The following is a 16,432-nucleotide window of genomic DNA, read 5'->3' as shown; positions in this document are numbered from 1 at the left end:
CGCTCGCCGCGACGGGTTCACCGGCGTGGCCTGCGCGGCAGGAAGCCGCTGGTCCGCGCGACGTAGGCGTCCCAGCCCGGCTTGTCGGCACCGAGCCGGCGTTCCAGCAGGGGCTTTCCGCTGCCGAACGCCAGCAGGTAGGTCATCAGGACCGGGCTGAGCACGAACGCCCAGCCGACCGGGTCGGCCGCCGCGAGCAGGAACAGGGCCCACCAGACGCAGGCGTCGCCGAAGTAGTTGGGGTGGCGGGTGAGGGCCCACAGGCCGCGGTCCATGATCTTGCCGCGGTTCGCGGCATCGGCCTTGAAGCGGGCCAGTTGCCAGTCGCCCACGGTCTCGAAGAACATCCCCACCGCCCACAGGCCGAGCGTGGCCCAGGTGAGCGGCCCCAGCGGCGCGGTGAGGTACTGGGCGGCCTGCACCGGCAGGGACACGAACCAGACGATCGCGGCCTGCAACAGGTAGACCACGCGCAGGGCGTAGCCGTCGCGGCGTCCGGCGGGGGCCTTGGCGAGCATCCGGTCGTAGCGCGGGTCCTCCCCGTGCCCGCGCGAACGCGACCGGATGTGCGCCGACAGCCGCAGCCCCCACACGGTGACCAGGGCGGTGGCCAGCAGACGGCGTCCCGCGTCGCCGTGCCCGGCGGACAGCGCCCAGCCGGTCCAGGCGACGGCGGTGAAGGCCAGGCCCCAGGCGACGTCGACACCGCGGTGGCGGCCGGCACGCACCCCGATGACGAAGGCGGCCAGCAGGACGGCCAGGGCTACACCGGCCGTGGCGGCCAGGTTGACGGCGAAGGCGGTGCCGTTCACGGCTGCCCCCGGTACCACCGGGCCGCCGTCGCGGGGGCGCCGCTCGTGCCGTCCGCGGCGGGGCGGACGGCGAGGATCTGGTCCACGCCCATCCTGCGCTCGGCGAAGGCCGGTGAGCTGCCGGCCAGGTAGAGCTGCCACAGCCGTACCGTCGCCGCGCCCACCAGAGCGGTGAGTTCGGCCCGCTGGTCGCGCAGGTTGTCGTGCCAGGCGTCGATGGTGCGGGCGTAGTGCTCGCGCAGCGCCTCGGCGTTGCGCACCTCCGGACACTGGGCGGGGGTCATCGGGTGGACTCCGGACGGGTGAGGAGGATCTGCTGGACGTCGAGGTAGCCGGTGCGGAAGCCGGCCTCGGAGTAGGCCAGGTACAGCTCCCACATCCGCTGGAACACCTGGTCGAAGCCGAGGGCGTCGACCAGGTCGGCCCGTTCGGTGAAGCGTTGGCGCCACAGCCGCAGGGTCTGCGCGTAGTGCGGGCCGAACGGGTCGCAGGCCGTCACGCGCAGGGTCGTGTGGCGGCTGGTGGCCTGGCGGATCGCATCGAGGGAGGGGATCTGGCCGCCGGGGAAGATGTACTTGAGGATCCAGGTGTAGGTGCCGCTGCTGGCCAGCATCCGCTCGTGCGGCATGGTGATCGCCTGCACGGCCGCCCGTCCGCCCGGTGCCAGGACGCGGTCGATGGTGGCGAAGTAGACGGGCCAGAACGGCCGGCCGACCGCCTCGATCATCTCCACGCTCACCACCGCGTCGTACTCGCCCTCGGCCGCGCGGTAGTCGCACAGCCGTACCTCGACGCACTCCGCGAGACCGGCGTCGGCGATCCGGTGGCGCGCGAGTGCCTGCTGTTCCTCGGAGAGGGTGAGGCTGACCACCCGGGCGCCGCGGGTGGCGGCGCGGATCGCGAGTTCGCCCCAGCCGGTACCGATCTCCAGCACCCGGCTGCCCGGCCCCACGTCGGCCAGGTCGAGGAGCCGGTCGATCTTGCGGTGCTGGGCTGCGGCCAACAGGTCCCAGGAGGCGGCCGGCGCTCCGCCCGGTCCGGTCGGGAAGATCGCCGAGGAGTAGGACATGGTGGCGTCGAGGAAGAGCGCGAACAGGTCGTTGGAGAGGTCGTAGTGCCGGTGGACGTTCGCACGGGCGTTGCCGGGCGTGCTCAACTCGGCGGCGGGCGGCCGTTTGACGTACAGGCGGCGCAGCCAGTGCGCGCCGGTGGGCACGAGCGTCTCGGGGGCGGTGGCCAGTTCGGTGAGCAGCGCGACCAGGTCGGGTGAGTCCCAGTCGCCGGCCTGGTAGGACTCGCCGAAGCCGATCAGCCCGCTCTCCCCGATCCGGTGGAAGAAGGCGCCGGGCCGGTGCAGGCGCAGCACCGGGGCTTCGGCGGGAGCGGGGGCGAGCAGACGGCCGTACGGCAGCTCGACGCGCAGGCCGCGGCGGCGGGCGATGCGGCGCAGCAGCCGCTGGGCCACCGCCGCGCGGGCCGGGACGTGCGGGAGGCGGGCCACGTCGGGCCACTGCCGCGCATCGACCGCCGCAGGCGCCGACGGCGCGAGGAACCGGACTGGCAGGGTCATGGGGCGGGAACCTTCTCATGAGGGGCGTGGGTGGGGCGGGGATGGACGGGCAGGCCGCGCAGCAGGAGCCGGATGCCCTGGAAGCGGATGTGGGCGCTGACCGCCAGGGTCGACAGGGGGTGGCGGGCCGCGGCCCGCAGCAGCCGGGTGACACCGGCCGGGTGGCGGGTGCCGCGCACGGTGGCGGTGAAGGGGCGCCCGCCTTCGCGCTCCAGTCGGACGGACAGGGCGAGGCGCTCGCCCGGTTCCGGCAGCGTCATCCGGTACCGGCCGTCGACGGGGAAGAACGGCGAGACGTAGAACTCCTTCGCCACGTCGGCCCGGCCCCGCTCGTCGGGGCTCAGCAGGTAGCGGTGGCGGCCGCCGTAGGTGTTGTGGACCTCTGCCACCGTGCAGACCGGGCGGCCGGCGCCGTCCCGGCACCAGTAGAGGGTCAGCGGGTTGAAGACGTACCCCAGCGAGCGGGCGTGGGCCAGCATCCGCACCCGGCCGCCGGCCAGGTCGATGCCCTCGCCGCGCAGGTAGCGGTCGAGGTCCTGGCGCAGCGACACCCCTCGTTCCCGGACGGGGAAGGAGGCGAGCCACCGCAGCGGCCAGGGGATGGCCGGCAGCCGGTCGAGGTCGACCAGCCACAGATAGGTGCGGTGGGTGAAGGCGTTGCGCACCGGGCCGGTGCGCACGTGGGAGATCCGGCACTCGTACAGGGCCGCGCCCCACGGCCCCGGCAGGACGGGTGGCGCGGCCGCGTCGGCCGGGGCTGCCGGGTTCGCGGTCATGGTGTGCTCACCCCGAGCAGGGCGTGGGCGGCCGTGAGGCCCGAGCGGCAGCCGTCCTCGTGGAAGCCCCAGCCGTGGTAGGCGCCGGCGAACGCGGTCCGCCCGGTGGTGAGTGCGGGCAGTCCGGCCTGGGCGGCGACGCTCTCACGGGTGTAGACCGGGTGCTCGTACACGGTGCGGGAGATGACGTGCTCGGCCGGGACGGGGTGGTCCGGGTCCTCGTTGAGGGTCACCAGGTAGTCCTCGGCCGTGTCGAGTCCGAGCAGCCGGTTGAGGTGGTAGCTGACCCGCACACCCGCGGCGCCGTCCGAGCACCGCGCCATCCGGTAGTTCCAGGAGGCCCGGGCCCGGGGGGCGCCGGGCAGCCGGGAGGCGTCGCGGTGCAGCACGGCGGGGTTGCGTGAGTAGCCGAACGCGCCGAGCACCTCCCGCTCGGCCCGGCTCGGGTCGGCCAGCAGGGCGAGCGCCTGGTCCGCGTGGGTGGCGATCACCACGGCGTCGACGTCGGCGGTACGGCCGTCCTCGGTGGTCACCGCCACGCCGTCGCCGTGCCGGCGCACCGCCCGCACCGGCGCCGCGCGGTGGACCACGGGCAACTGCCCGGCGATCCGGGCCACGTAGGCCTGCGAGCCACCCACCACGGTGCGCCAGCGCGGTGATCCGGTGACGGACAGCAGGCCGTGGTTGGCCAGGAACGTGAACAGGTACCGCGCGGGGTAGTCGCCGGCCGCGTCCGGTGCGCAGGACCAGACGGCGGCGACCAGCGGGGTCATGAAGTGGCCCGTGAAGTAGCGGGAGAAGCCGCCGGCCACCAGGAACTCGCGCAGCGTCGGCTCCCCCGCCCCCGGGTCGGCCAGCAGGGCGCGGGCCCGGCGGTGGAAGCGGGGCACCTCGCCCAGCATCCGCAGGTACCGGCCTCGCCGCAGCGTGTCCGGCCGTGCGATCAGCCCGCCGGGCCCGCGCGCCCCCGCGTACTCCAGCCCGCAGCCGTCGCAGCACACCGACATGCTCATGTCGCTCGCCCGGGTGGGAACGCCCAGCTCCCGGAACATCGCCACCAGATGCGGGTAGGTCCGCTCGTTGTGCACCAGGAACCCGGTGTCCAGCGCCACCGGGCGGCCGTCGGCGCCGACGGCCCGCTGGGTGTGGGCGTGCCCGCCGAGGCGCTCGTCGGCCTCGAACAGCTGCACCGCACGGCCCGCACGGTGCAGCCGGAAGGCAGCCGTCAGGCCCGCGACTCCGGCCCCGACCACGGCCACCGTGCCGCCTCCCGCGCCACCGGGGCGCCCCGCGGGCACGCCCGCCCGCCACGTTTCCACTGCGAACACCACGTGCGCCCTCCGTCACGGGCGGCCCTCCTCAGGGCCCGCCGACCTGTGCTCACTGTGTCTTCGGAGCACACCCGGGAGGGGATTGCTCCGAACGTCACAGCGACAGCGGCGGCGCCGGGCCCGAGTTCCGCCACGGGCCGAGGGCCCCATCCCCGGTGGTGAGCGGTCCGCAGCACCCACCGCTCCGGCCGCCACCGCTCCGGCCGCCGCGCTCCCGGAGACGGGCCCTGCCGGAGGAACGGCCCGGACGGGAGGGGGGGGCTCCGATCTCCGCTGCGCACACCGGCGGCGAAACCGGCGACAGCCGGGACCAATCCGACGGCCCGTCGGCACCGAAGACCACGTGCCCGCAGTTCTGTACACCTGGCCGGTGGTCCGTCCCCGGCCTCGTCGTGGGGAGGCTCATGATGCCCGCCGTCCGTCCGTGGGGCTCGCCGCCCGCCCGTTGCCCCCGAGGAGCGGTCGGATGAGCGCCGTCGTCCACCTGTCTGGCCCCGGACGGCCGGGCCCGGACCTCAAAGAGCTCCTCACCAGAGTCGCCCGCGGCGACCAGGACGCCTTCTCCCGGCTGTACGACACGGTGGCCGCCCCGGTGCTGGGCCTGGTGCGACGGGTGCTGCGGGACCCCGCCCAGTCCGAGGAGGTCGCCCAGGAGGTGCTGCTGGAGGTCTGGCGCACCGCCGCCCGCTACCGGGCCGAGCGCGGCGAGGTGATGGCGTGGGTGCTGACGATCGCCCACCGGCGCGCGGTGGACCGGGTCCGCTCGGCGCAGGCCGCCGCCGACCGCGACCGGCGCGCGGCGGCCGCCTCCGGCACCGCCGAGTTCGACGAGGTCGCCGAACAGGTCGAGAGCAGACTGGAACGCGAGCAGGTGCGGCGATGCATGAAGTCGCTCACCGAACTCCAACGCGAGGCGTTGACGCTGGCGTACTACCGCGGCTACACCTACCCCCAGGTCGCCGACGTCCTCGGTGCCCCGCTGGGCACCGTCAAGACCCGCATGCGCGACGGACTGATCCGCCTGCGCGACTGCCTGGGGGTAGGAACATGAGCGCCGCCGACCTGCACACCCTCACCGGCGCCTACGCCACCCACTCCCTCGACCCCGCCGAGAGCGCCGAGTTCGAACGCCACCTGGCCAACTGCGCGGCCTGCGCCCAGGAAGTCGCCGAGTTCGCCGCCACCCTCGCCCGGCTCGGCGCCGCCCAGGCCCTCCTCCCCCCACCGGCCCTGAAGGACCGGGTGATGGCCGCGCTGCCGACGCTGCGCCAGGAGGCCCCGAACGTCACTCCCGCCCCGGGGCGCCGGCGCGGCCGCCTCACCAGGAGCTGGGCAAAGCTCGCCCTGGCGGCCTGTCTCGCGCTGACCGCCGGCGCCGGCGCCGTGGCCGTGCAGCAGAACCAGCAGGCCGAGCAGGCACGGGCCCGCGCCGCCGCGCTTCAGCAGCAGCAGGACCGTTTCGCCGGCCTCCTCACCGCGCCCGACGCCCGCACCGCCACCGGTGCTGCCACTGGAGGCATCGGCGTGGGCACGGTGGTGTGGTCGAACAGCCGCGGCCAGGCCGGCTTCCTGGCCTCCGGCATGCCTGACCCGGCCGAGGGCAGCACGTACGAGCTGTGGTTCAACGACGCGGGGACGATGCGCCCGGCCGGCCTGCTGCCCACCGGCGACGGCGTCCTCCTGCTGACCGGGCCACCGGACGGGGCACGCGGCATCGGCGTCACCGTCGAACCGGCGGGCGGCTCCGCGCACCCCACCACGACGCCGGTCATGCTCCTGTCCTTCACCTGACCCGAGCCGGCCCGACCCTGCCGTCAGGCCGACCTCGCTGCGGGGCTCGACGGCCCTCCACCGCGAAGATCGCGAACTACGGCTGGAGTACTATGAGTTGGCCCCAGCCGGATAGACTTCTGAGGCGGGGGTGACGCTTTGGAAGAGTCGGCTATGTCATCTGATGTGACACGTCGTGACGATGCCACTTCTGGTGGTGGCGTTCTCGATCCCGCCGTGACGCGTCGTGACGGCGGTAGTGGTTCGGCGGCCCTGCTGCGGCTGCCCTCGGCACTGGCCGAACGGTTCGTGGTGGTCGGGGAGTTACCGCACCAGGGGCGCGAGGCGGATGTGCTGTTGGTCCGCGACGCGGCCGGGGGTGAGTTCGTCGCGAAGGTGTACCGCAGTGGGATCCGGGTCATGCCCGAGGTCTGGGAGCGTCTGCGGGGACTGGACACCAGCCATGTGGTGCGCGTGGTCGAGACGGGCTTCTCGGACGGGCGTGACTTCGAGCTGTCGGAGTACCTCCCCGGGGGGTCGTTGGAGGACCTGGTCAAGGCTGGGACGGTGGTGTCGCCGGCCGTCCTGTCCGGAGTCGTCTCCCAGCTGACGGCGGCGGTGGCGCAGCTGCACGACGCGGGGATCGTGCACGGCGATCTGAAGCCGTCGAACGTGCTCCTGCGCCGGCGGGAGCCGCTGGAGTTGGCGTTGGCGGACTTCGGCGTGAGCAAGTCACTGGATGCGACGTCCCGGTTCACCCAGCGCGTGTTCGGGACGCTGGCGTATTCGGCGCCGGAGTACCTGTTCAGTGCCGAGGTGTCCGGTTCTCAGGACTGGTGGGCGGTCGGGGTGATCGCCCGGCAACTGGCCACGGGCCGCGTGCCGTTCGAGGGCTTGTCGGAGCAGGCGGTCCGGCACCATCTGGCCACCCGACCGGTCGACGTGTCGGATGTGGCGGACGAACGGGTACGGCTGCTGTGCGCCGGGCTTCTGGTCAGGGATCCGGGCCGCCGGTGGGGTGCCGCCGAGGTGCGCCGGTGGCTCGAGGGCGGCACCCCGGAGGTGCCGGAGGACTCACCTGGTGGGGGCGCTGAGCCGGCGAGCACCACCGGCCGCAGGCCGCTGCGGTTCAACGGCGTCAGGTACACGGAGAAGACGGCCCTGGCCCGGGCACTGGCGGCGGACTGGGCGACCGCCGCCCGCCGGTTCTTCGTGTCCATGGGGGAACGCGCCGACCCCAGCCAGGGCTGGCGCCAACTGCGCAACTGGCTGGCCCAGTTCGACGATCCCGAGCACGACGGCGCCGAGGAGCTCGTGGACCTGATCGACGTCCACCTCCCCGGAACCGACGCGCCGGACGCGAAGCTGCTGCGGCTGCTGCACTGGCTCGACCCGACGATGCCGCCCGTCTACCGCGGCAAGCGCATGCTTCCCGAGGATCTGCTCACCCTCGCCGAACACGCCCTGTCCACCCAGGACCACGAGAACGACGACGACGGGCACCGCACCGCGCGGGAGCTCGTCGACGAGTTGTACGACCATGACCTGCTCACCGCCCTGGCGACCTTCGGCGAGGGCGCCCACCAGCTCGCCGACGTCAACCGTCGTTGGCGCGATCTGAACGCCCGGTGGGAGGGACTGCGGGAGTCGACCGCGCTGCCGCCCAGGATCCGGAAGGAACTCGTCGGCACCGAGATCCGAGTGGAGGCGCTGGCCATCGCGGTCGCCCCGGACTGGGCCCGGGCGCTACGACAGCGGGTGGAGTCCGCCGCGGCGTCCGTACCGGGCGGCATCGGTTGGTTCGACGCACTGCTGGCCGACGGTGGGGATCCGGTCCGTCACCTGGCGGCCGTCCGCACGCTGCCGTCCGCCGTCGCCGAGGCCCGCCGCCTGGAGGAGGTGCGACGCGCCAACGAGGCCGCCGCGTCGGCCCGGGAGCGCGAGTGGCGGGAGGACGAGGAACGCCGGCTGTCCGGTACCGGAGAGGCGGTGCTGCGCGCCCTCGGCGCAGTGGCCCTGCTGTTCGCGCTGCCGGTCGGGGTGCCGCTGGTCCTGGGGACCCTGGTCGGCGAGGAGGAGTTCCTGTCGCGGTTCATCCCCGCAGCGACGGTGACCTGCGGGGTTCCGCTCGTCTGCGAGCTGGTGCTGGCGGCGAAGCTCGGGCAGGTCTACCACCCGCGGTGGTCCCTGCTGTCCCGCCTCGCCGACCTCGGCCGCCGGCTGTCCGGCGGGCGGGAGGCGCTGGCCACCCGACTGCGGCCGATGCGCAAGCGGACGATCGCCTTCGGCGGGGGCTGCGTCGTCTACCTGGTCCTCGGTACCGTGATCTGGGTGATCGTCACGCTGGAGATCTGGTCACCGGTCACCCTGGTGGTCGCGGCGGGATACGTGTTCTGGACGTTCCTCCGGTACCGGGAGTGGCGCACCGCGCACCAAGCACAGCAGCCGCACGTTCTGGGGGAGAAATGAGCGGGCCCAAATGCACGACGTACCAGCGTGACGAGTCCCTCAGCGCCGCGGCCCTGCGCGCGGCCGCGCAGGACGCCGCGGTGCGCGAGGCCGTGCGACGCCGTGAGGAGGCCGCCCGCGAGGCGGCCCTCCTGGCCGCAGCCGCCCGGGACGCCGCCGTGCGCCGGGTGAAGACGCGCAACGCGCGGATCGCGGCCCTGTCCGAGTCCCTCGCGGGCTTCCGGCAGCAGTACGGTGCCGCCGTCGGCGTGCGACCTCCCGAGCCGCTCCGGATCGTCACCCAGGCCACGTCCGAGCTGGAGGCCTGGTGCGCCGAGGCCGACCGCGCGCTGGCCGGCGCGGAGCGGGAGCTGCGGGAGCAGGCCGCTCGGGCCTTCGCGGCGGACCTCTTCGCCGACGTGGCCGGGCCCGCCGCCGAGCGCCGCCTGGTCGATGCCGCCGAGGTGTTCGCCGACCGCTCGGCGCCCTCCGGCGCCGTCGGCTCCGAGCCCGAGCCCGGGGACGGCGCCGCGCGCGAGGACCTGGAACGGACCCTGGCCCGGGTGCTGTCGCGCCTGCTGCCGGACTGTGGCGAGGGCCACCGGGCGGACGCGCGGCTGGCCGCGGCGCGGGTGGCCGAGGCGACCTCGCTCGACGAAGCTCGCACCTGGCTGACCGAGACGAGGCTCCGGGTCCAGCGTGCCAACTCGGCCGCGCAGGCCGGACGGCGCGACGCCGACGAAGCCGTCGGACTCCTCCATGACCTCGAGACCGCCCGGGGGGCGGACGTGGACCCGGTGCGGGCTCTGCTCGCGGAGGTGGTGGCCGGCCACCGTCCCCTGGACGAGCCACTGCGCCGACGGGCGGCCGGCTGCCAGGCCGCGGCCGAGGCGGAAGCCGAACGGCAGTACGTGGTCGACACGGTGACGGACGCCCTCGCCGACCTCGGCTACCACGTCAGCCATGGATTCGAGACGCTCACCGTCACCGACGGCACCCTGCGCCTGTCCCGGAGCGAATGGCCCGAGCACGCGGTCAACCTGACCGTCGACCAGCAGGGCGCTCAGATGCGTACCGCGGTCGTGCGCACCGCCGCCGGAGCCGGCGACGACGCCTCCAGCGTCGACGTCGAACGCGAGGAACAGTGGTGTCAGGACTTCCATGAACTGCGTGGTCGCCTCGCACGGGCGGGGCTGAGCACGGATGTCCAGGTGGCGGTCCCGCCCGGCCAGGTGCCGGTGCCCCTGGCCGTCTCCCCGGTCGCCCCGAGCACGCGGTCCCGGCCCGGGTACCGGGAGCGCGATCGGTGATCCGCCCGAAGGACCGACAGGTTCAGGACCGGAAGCCGGCACCTTGTGGAGGGGAAACCTTGTCCGCCGAGGACACGCGCGCACCTGATGGCGTCCCGCCGACGACGGGCCCGCCGTTCCTCCGGGAATTCGAGGCGACGCTGCCCGTCCACTCACAGTTCGTGCTGTGGGGGAACCGTCATGACAGCTTCCTGGTCCGGGAGGCCGGCAGCGAACGCCCCCGTCTGTCGTCCCTGCTGGACCTGCTCTGGGAGACGCTCCGCGCCAACGGGTACGCGTTCCTGCTCGTCCACGACCCCGTGGACGGTCTCCGGGTGCACCTGCCGGCCGGTGCCACGGCCGAGGCGGCCGATCAGGGCGAGGCCGCCGCGTCCCGGCTGCTCCCCCGGCGTCCCCGGCCGGGAACGCTTCCCTCGTTGGAGGCCCTGCGCACGCTGATGGCCGAACTGGCCCGTCCCGCGCAGCAGATCCGGGCGGCGCTCGCGATCGACGACGCCTCCCGCATCGCGCGCGGTGCGACGGAACTGGAGCCGAACGAGCGGGACTTCTTCAGGTTCTGCGCCAGGCTCTCCCGGACCGCCGTTCCGGTGGGTGCGCGGAGCGGCCGTACGACCCCGCTGTACAACCCGGTGATCTGGCTGGCGGACCGTGAGGGCGATCTGCCGGCCTGGCTCACCTCGGCCAACGACCAGGTCCGGTCGATCGGACTCCCGGCTCCGGACCTGGGCGACCGGCAGGCCACCGCGCGCCTGCTGATGAAGCTCTTCGGCGTCACGGACCTGGACTCGGACCCGCCGGCGACCGCGGCGTGCGAGGCGTTCGCGGCGCAGACGGACGGACTCACCCTGCAGGCGATGATCGAGGTCACCCGGCTGGCCAGGGACCGCGGCCTGACGATGACGGAGCTTCCGGACGCGATCCGCATCTACAAACTCGGCGTCATGGACAACCCGTGGAAGCGGGAGTACCTCCGCAAGCGGATCACGGACGGCCAGCACTCGATCCCCCAGCGCGTCGTCGGACAGCCGCAGGCCGTCACCAAGACCCTGGACATCCTGAAGCGGGCCGCTCTCGGGCTGTCCGGCGCGCAGCAGTCCACCTCCTCCGCCCGGCCGCGCGGCGTCCTGTTCTTCGCCGGCCCCACGGGCGTCGGCAAGACCGAACTGGCCAAGGCCGTCTCGTCGTTGATCTTCGCGGACGAGTCCGCCTACCTGCGGTTCGACATGAGCGAGTTCTCCTCGGAGCACGCCGGGGACCGGCTGATCGGGGCGCCACCGGGATACGTCGGCTTCGAGGCGGGCGGCGAACTGACCAACGCGGTACGCCAACAGCCCTTCCGGGTGGTCCTCTTCGACGAGATCGAGAAGGCCCATCCACGGATCCTGGACAAGTTCCTGCAGATCCTGGAGGACGGCCGGCTGACGGACGGGCGCGGCTCGACGGTGCACTTCTCCGAGACCGTCCTCGTGTTCACCTCCAACCTCGGCATGAACGTGGCGGACGGCAGCGGGCGACTCGTGCCCCATGTCCACCCCGACATGCCGTACGAGGAGATCGAGGAGCGGGTGAAGGCGGCGATCAGCGACCACTTCACCAGGGTCCTCGGCCGGCCGGAGCTGCTCAACCGCTTCGGGGACAACATCGTGGTGTTCGACTTCATCGACCGTGCGGCGGCCGCCCGCATCTTCGGCCTCCAGCTCGACAACATCGTCGCCAGGGTCCACGAGGAGCAGGGCATCGTCCTGGAGGTGGACCCCGAGGTCCAGGCCGCGCTGCGGACGTGGTGCACCGGCAACCCGCACATGGGTGGCCGGGGCATCGGCATGGCCCTGGAGTCGCGGTTCGTCAATCCCCTGGCCCGGGCCCTGTTCGACCGGGACCCGGCGGCGGGCGCGCACGTCCGGGTGACCGGCCTGCGACGCGAGGGCGACATCGTCTCCGTGGAGCTGGCATGACGGACTCCCCCGCCGCCCCTCGCCCCGTCCGGCTGATGCTGAACAAGGCGCACTACCCGGTGACCTCGCTGGGCCCCGGGACCCGGGCGGGCATCTGGACGCAGGGCTGCACGATCGGCTGCGCCGGGTGCGTCTCCCAGGACACCTGGACGGCCGATCCCGGCACGTTGGTGGATGTCGCGGCGATCCAGGCCTGGCTTTCCGGCCTGCCCGATCCGCTCGACGGGATCACGGTCTCGGGGGGAGAACCGTTCCAGCAGCCGGAAGCGCTCGCCGCGCTCCTGGACCGGGTCCACGCCTGGCGCCGCGAGCGGCCCGCCCCCGTGGACGTACTCGTCTACAGCGGGTACTCCCTCTCCCGGCTGAGGCGGCAGCACTCCGCGCTCCTCAGCCGGTGTGACGCGGTGCTCACCGGTCCGTACGTCGAGCGCCTCAACAGCCCCGGACTGCGCTGGAGGGGTTCGAGCAACCAGCGGCTGACCGCGCTGACCGACCTCGGCCGCGAGCGGTACGAGGGAACCGGACCGGTCGGCCCTCCCCCCATCCAGGTCGCGATGGCCGACGGCCGCATCTGGTTCATCGGTGTTCCCGGCAGGGGCGACATGGACCGCCTGAGCGCCCGGCTCCGGTCGGCCGGCATCACCCTGGAAGAGGTGTCGTGGCGCAGCTGATCTGTTCGTCCTGCGGCCTGGCGGCGGAGGACGACGATCTCGTCTGCCGGGGCTGCTCCGGCAATCTCAGCCGCCCGGCCGTCGCCCGGTACCCGCTGCCCGGACCGCCCGCGCCCACGACCGGGGCGGGGGCCCCGGGGACGGTGGACGAGGGGGATCCGTCGGAGGAGGCGCGGCCGCGGGCCTGCCCGCACTGCGGAGCCCCGGTTCCGGTGCCGACCAATCAGGTGTGCGTGGCCTGCCAGCGGATGCTGGACGAGGCGCCCCCGTCCCGTACCGCCGGCTCCGGCGGGCGGGCCGTGGACGCGCACACGACCCGCCGTGACCTCCCCACCGCCGTCCTGCGGATCCGGTTCGGTGCGGTGGAGCGCACCGTGACGCCGGGCAGCACGCTGCTCCTCGGCCGCGCGCCGGCCGCCCACACCACCCAGGGCCTGCTGGAGCGCTACGACAACGTCTCCCGCCACCACGCGACCGTCGGCCTGGAACCGGACGGCACCGCGTGGGTGCGGGACGAACACTCCACCAACGGCACCTTCGTGAACGGCAGCCCGGCCTGCGCCGGTGCGCGGACCCCCCTCAGGGACGGCGACGTGCTGCGGCTGGCCGCGGACTGCACGCTCTGGATCTTTGTCGACCGGCCGGGTGAGGGGGACCGGCGATGACCGGGCCGCCGGCTCAGTCGCACTCCTTGGTGCTGGTCGCCGTGATCGCCTCGGCCGTGTAGGGGCACTGGAAGCCGATCCAGCGCAGCTGCTCCCACAGTTGCGACCAGGGCTTCAGCGGGCCGCGGCACACCATGAACTTCTGGCCGTTGTCGGACACCGGCAGGTCGTTCCTGTACTCGCCGCGGTCCTCGCACGACTGGAAGAGCTTGCCGAACTGCTCCTTGTCGACGCCGATGGTGATCACGGTCGTCTTGTCGTCGCCGGGCCGGCCGTAGTCGGCGTACGAGTTGTGGCCGCTGTACGACTGCGGCAGCCCGTACTTCGGCCCCCACTTGTCGATCGCGCCGGCCTGGCCGTAGTGGTTGCCGTAGATGACGGTGTGCGCCTGCTCGTCCGACGGCAGCGACCGGTAGACGGCGCTCACCTGACGGGTCAGTTCGGGCCAGCCGGCCTGGTCGAACTGAACGATGGCCAGTTTGCTGAGGACGAGGTTGTCCGCGTACGTGTTGATCGGCAGCGTCGGCAGCAGCAGCACCGCGCAGAGCACCGCGTTGAGCCCGGTCAGCCCGCCGATCACCCAGAGTCGCCGGACGGTGCGCGCCCACCGGTCGACGACCACGGCCCCCGCGACGAGGAGGACGTACTGCAGCGCGGTCGTGTAGGCGCCCTGCCCGCCGATGACCAGCAGCACGACCACCATCAGCAGGTACGCCCAGCCGACGAACCGGTAGGCGCGCCACTCGGGACGGCGCAGCAGCGCGACCAGCCCGGCGATCCACACCGGGTTCAGGAAGAGTCCGATGAGCAGGAGCTGCATCGGCAGGAAGCTGCTGCGGGACAGCGACGCCAGCGCCGTGGACAGCGCGGCCTCCATCTCCAGCTGGGGCATGCCGTGCGTCATCTGCCAGATCAGCACCGGTGAGGCGATGACCGTGGCCACACCGATCGCGGCCGGGAAGCGCCAGGTCCGGAACACCGTCCGCGGTCCGAACACCAGCAGCCCGGCCCCGAGGCACAGGAGCAGCAGGACGAGCAGGTACTTGGCGGTCAGGCCGACGCCGACCACGACGCCGATCGCCCACCACAGACGGGTGTCGCGGGTGCGCACCAGTCGGATCAGCAGCCAGGACGACGTGATCCAGGACAGCTCGTCCCAGTTGTTGGTGCCCATGATGTGGCCGGTGTACATGACCAGGCCGGAGGCGAACGCCATGAACGCCGCGAGTATCTGCGCCCGGCGGCCGGCGCCCAACTCGCGGGCGATCACCGGGGCGAGCACCACGGCGATCGCGGCCAGCAGCGCCGGCACCAGCCGGAAGGCGAGGAGGCTGTCCCCGAACAGCGCCGTCTCGACCTTGCCGACGAGCGCGACGAGCGGCGGCTGGTCGACGTAGCCCCACGCGAGATGGCGGCTCGCCACCCGGGTGTAGAGCTCGTCGATGTGGTAGCCGTGCCGGGTGGCCAGCAGCAGCAGGCCCACCGTCATCGCGGCGGCGATCAGCGCAACCGGCCGCCACGGAACGGGAGTCAGCCCCTCCGGCGGTGCGGGCACCTCTTGTTCCGAGGACGCGGTTGCTGGCGCGAAAGTCATGGGGGGACAACCTTCCGTCGTGGCTCGCTGCTGCCGTGCCGGAGGCCGGACACGACTCAGCCCTCAAATATCGAGGCACCCGCCTCCGTCCTCAACGAACTTGAACCGTGCCGACATTGCACAGGTCGCGTCCCGCGCCGGAGACGGGGAGGTGGCTGGCCTCGGAGTTTCGTCCACGGGTCAACTTCGTGGCGAGGCTCGCCCCGACGCCGCAAGACTCGGTGGAGTCAGCCGCCGTCACACAGGGAAGCCACGGCATGACCACACCCCTGCCGCACAACCGGAACTACCGCATCCTCTGGTCGGGGATGTTCCTGTCCGAACTGGCCGGCGAGATCGCGTACGTCGCGTTCCCGCTGCTGCTGCTCACCCGGGGAGGATCGGCGGCCGACGTCTCCGGCGTCGCCGCGGTGCTCGCCGGCGCCCGTACGCTGGTCAGCCTGCCCGCCGGAGCGCTGGCCGACCGCGTGGACCGCAAGCGGGTGATGCTGGCCGCCCAGGGGGTCCGTACGGTGGCGATGCTCAGCGTCGCCGTCGCCGTCCTGCTGGGCAGCTGCCCGCTGTGGCAGGTGCTCCTGGTGGCGGTCGTCGAGGGCGCGGCCGCCGGCGTCTTCGTCCCGGCCGAGAACGCGGCGCTGCCCCAGGTCGTGCCCGAGGACCAGCTGCCGCAGGCGCTGGCGCGCAACGCGGCCCGGCCGTTCGCCGCGCTGCTGATCGGTCCGGCACTGGCTGGCTTCACGTTCGGGCTGCACCAGGTACTGCCGTTCACGCTGAACACCTCGGCGCTCACGCTGTCGTTCGTGGCGCTGGCGGCGCTGCACCTGCCGCGGCGTGCCGCCGCGCCCCACCCGGCGGGCGAAGGCACCGCGCCCGCCGCCGCACCGCGGGCCGGCGGGTTCGGGCCGCTGCTGCGGATGCGGACCATCCGGGCGACGATGGCCTGGATCGTCGGCGTGAACCTCGCGTTCCACACCCTGGTCGTGCTGGTGCTCATCGTGTCGGGCCAGGACCACGTCGCGCCCGGGCAGATGGGCCTGATGATGACGTGCTTCGGCGCGGGCGGCCTGATCGGCGCCCTGGTCGCCGACCGGCTGCACGCGGCGGCGCTGTCGCCGGCCGTGCTGGTCATCGGCTCGACCTGGGTCTTCGCCGCGGTCGCCGGCGCCATGGCGTACGCGCCGCGCGGCGTGCCGCTCGGCATCCTGCTGGGCGTGGCCGCGATGGCCATGCCGGTCGCGAACACGACCGTGATCACCTGCCAGCTGTCGGCCGTGCCCGACGGGCTGCGCGGACGCCTGTCCGGCCTGGTCGCTCTCGGCTCCGAACTGGCCGCCACGGTAGGCCCGGTCACCGCCGGTGTGCTGTCCACCGGCACCCGGGACGGCACCGTGAGCATCCTCGGCGCGGCCGCGCTGCTGGTCGTCGTCGCCGCCGGCGCGACCCTGAGCCCGACCCTGCGCCGGCTGACGCTGCCCCGTCCGTCGGCCGCACGACAGCCGGCGCACTCCTGACCACCGACAACGGAGGAAG

General features: G+C 73.4%; 14 protein-coding genes. 8 read left to right on the top strand and 6 right to left on the bottom strand.

What is annotated here, in order from left to right; genetic code table 11:
• Positions 1-17: 17 nt before the first annotated feature.
• Genes ACZ3YL_RS27315 through ACZ3YL_RS27295 form a run of 5 tightly spaced genes read right to left on the bottom strand, consistent with a single transcriptional unit; the run spans position 18 to position 4,417 of the window.
• Positions 18-812, bottom strand: coding sequence for a DUF1295 domain-containing protein (locus ACZ3YL_RS27315; protein WP_188306988.1), 795 nt, complete (start codon positions 810-812; stop codon positions 18-20).
• Positions 809-1,096 carry a class I SAM-dependent methyltransferase gene (locus tag ACZ3YL_RS27310; RefSeq protein ID WP_465660187.1) on the bottom strand — a complete coding sequence of 96 codons (288 nt, stop codon included), beginning with the start codon at positions 1,094-1,096 and terminating at the stop codon, positions 809-811. Before ACZ3YL_RS27310 ends, ACZ3YL_RS27315 begins: the two co-directional genes overlap by 4 nt.
• Positions 1,093-2,382: a class I SAM-dependent methyltransferase gene (locus ACZ3YL_RS27305; protein WP_465660186.1), complete on the bottom strand. Its 1,290-nt coding sequence runs from the start codon at positions 2,380-2,382 to the stop codon at positions 1,093-1,095. The genes ACZ3YL_RS27310 and ACZ3YL_RS27305 overlap by 4 nt, the downstream gene beginning before the upstream one ends.
• On the bottom strand, positions 2,379-3,158 hold the full coding sequence (locus ACZ3YL_RS27300; RefSeq protein ID WP_465660185.1) for a DUF1365 domain-containing protein: 780 nt from the start codon (positions 3,156-3,158) through the stop codon (positions 2,379-2,381). The genes ACZ3YL_RS27305 and ACZ3YL_RS27300 overlap by 4 nt, the downstream gene beginning before the upstream one ends.
• Positions 3,155-4,417 (bottom strand): NAD(P)/FAD-dependent oxidoreductase, encoded by a 1,263-nt coding sequence (locus ACZ3YL_RS27295; RefSeq protein WP_188306992.1) that lies wholly within the window; start codon positions 4,415-4,417, stop codon positions 3,155-3,157. The genes ACZ3YL_RS27300 and ACZ3YL_RS27295 overlap by 4 nt, the downstream gene beginning before the upstream one ends.
• Before the next feature lie 538 nt (positions 4,418-4,955).
• Here ACZ3YL_RS27295 and sigK point away from each other — a divergent pair.
• From sigK to ACZ3YL_RS27260, 7 genes are all read left to right on the top strand, one after another.
• Positions 4,956-5,540, top strand: coding sequence for an ECF RNA polymerase sigma factor SigK (gene sigK / locus ACZ3YL_RS27290; RefSeq protein WP_188306993.1), 585 nt, complete (start codon positions 4,956-4,958; stop codon positions 5,538-5,540).
• Positions 5,537-6,280 (top strand): anti-sigma factor, encoded by a 744-nt coding sequence (locus tag ACZ3YL_RS27285; protein ID WP_465660184.1) that lies wholly within the window; start codon positions 5,537-5,539, stop codon positions 6,278-6,280. Before sigK ends, ACZ3YL_RS27285 begins: the two co-directional genes overlap by 4 nt.
• A gap of 216 nt (positions 6,281-6,496) precedes the next feature.
• A complete protein-coding gene (locus ACZ3YL_RS27280) occupies positions 6,497-8,728 on the top strand; it encodes a serine/threonine-protein kinase (RefSeq protein ID WP_188306995.1) in 2,232 nt (743 codons plus the stop codon).
• Positions 8,725-10,017 carry a hypothetical protein gene (locus tag ACZ3YL_RS27275; protein ID WP_465660183.1) on the top strand — a complete coding sequence of 431 codons (1,293 nt, stop codon included), beginning with the start codon at positions 8,725-8,727 and terminating at the stop codon, positions 10,015-10,017. Before ACZ3YL_RS27280 ends, ACZ3YL_RS27275 begins: the two co-directional genes overlap by 4 nt.
• A 161-nt stretch (positions 10,018-10,178) precedes the next feature.
• Positions 10,179-11,972, top strand: coding sequence for an AAA family ATPase (locus tag ACZ3YL_RS27270; protein ID WP_465660182.1), 1,794 nt, complete (start codon positions 10,179-10,181; stop codon positions 11,970-11,972).
• Complete coding sequence (locus tag ACZ3YL_RS27265) at positions 11,969-12,643, top strand: 4Fe-4S single cluster domain-containing protein (protein WP_465660181.1); 675 nt, start codon at positions 11,969-11,971, stop codon at positions 12,641-12,643. The genes ACZ3YL_RS27270 and ACZ3YL_RS27265 overlap by 4 nt, the downstream gene beginning before the upstream one ends.
• A complete protein-coding gene (locus tag ACZ3YL_RS27260; RefSeq protein ID WP_465660180.1) occupies positions 12,631-13,308 on the top strand; it encodes an FHA domain-containing protein in 678 nt (225 codons plus the stop codon). Before ACZ3YL_RS27265 ends, ACZ3YL_RS27260 begins: the two co-directional genes overlap by 13 nt.
• A 13-nt stretch (positions 13,309-13,321) precedes the next feature.
• Here the strand turns inward: ACZ3YL_RS27260 and ACZ3YL_RS27255 are convergent, their stop codons facing one another.
• Entirely contained in the window at positions 13,322-14,902 is a 1,581-nt protein-coding gene (locus tag ACZ3YL_RS27255) for a glycosyltransferase family 39 protein (protein ID WP_465660179.1), read from the bottom strand.
• A gap of 257 nt (positions 14,903-15,159) precedes the next feature.
• On the opposite strand from ACZ3YL_RS27255, the gene ACZ3YL_RS27250 reads away from it, so the two are divergent.
• Positions 15,160-16,413: an MFS transporter gene (locus ACZ3YL_RS27250; protein ID WP_188307768.1), complete on the top strand. Its 1,254-nt coding sequence runs from the start codon at positions 15,160-15,162 to the stop codon at positions 16,411-16,413.
• Positions 16,414-16,432 lie beyond the last annotated feature (19 nt).

It is taken from the genome of Kitasatospora sp. NPDC023176 (genome assembly GCF_055560495.1).
Note: the sequence above shows the minus strand (reverse complement) of the source record. Positions and strands in the feature narration are given on the sequence as shown.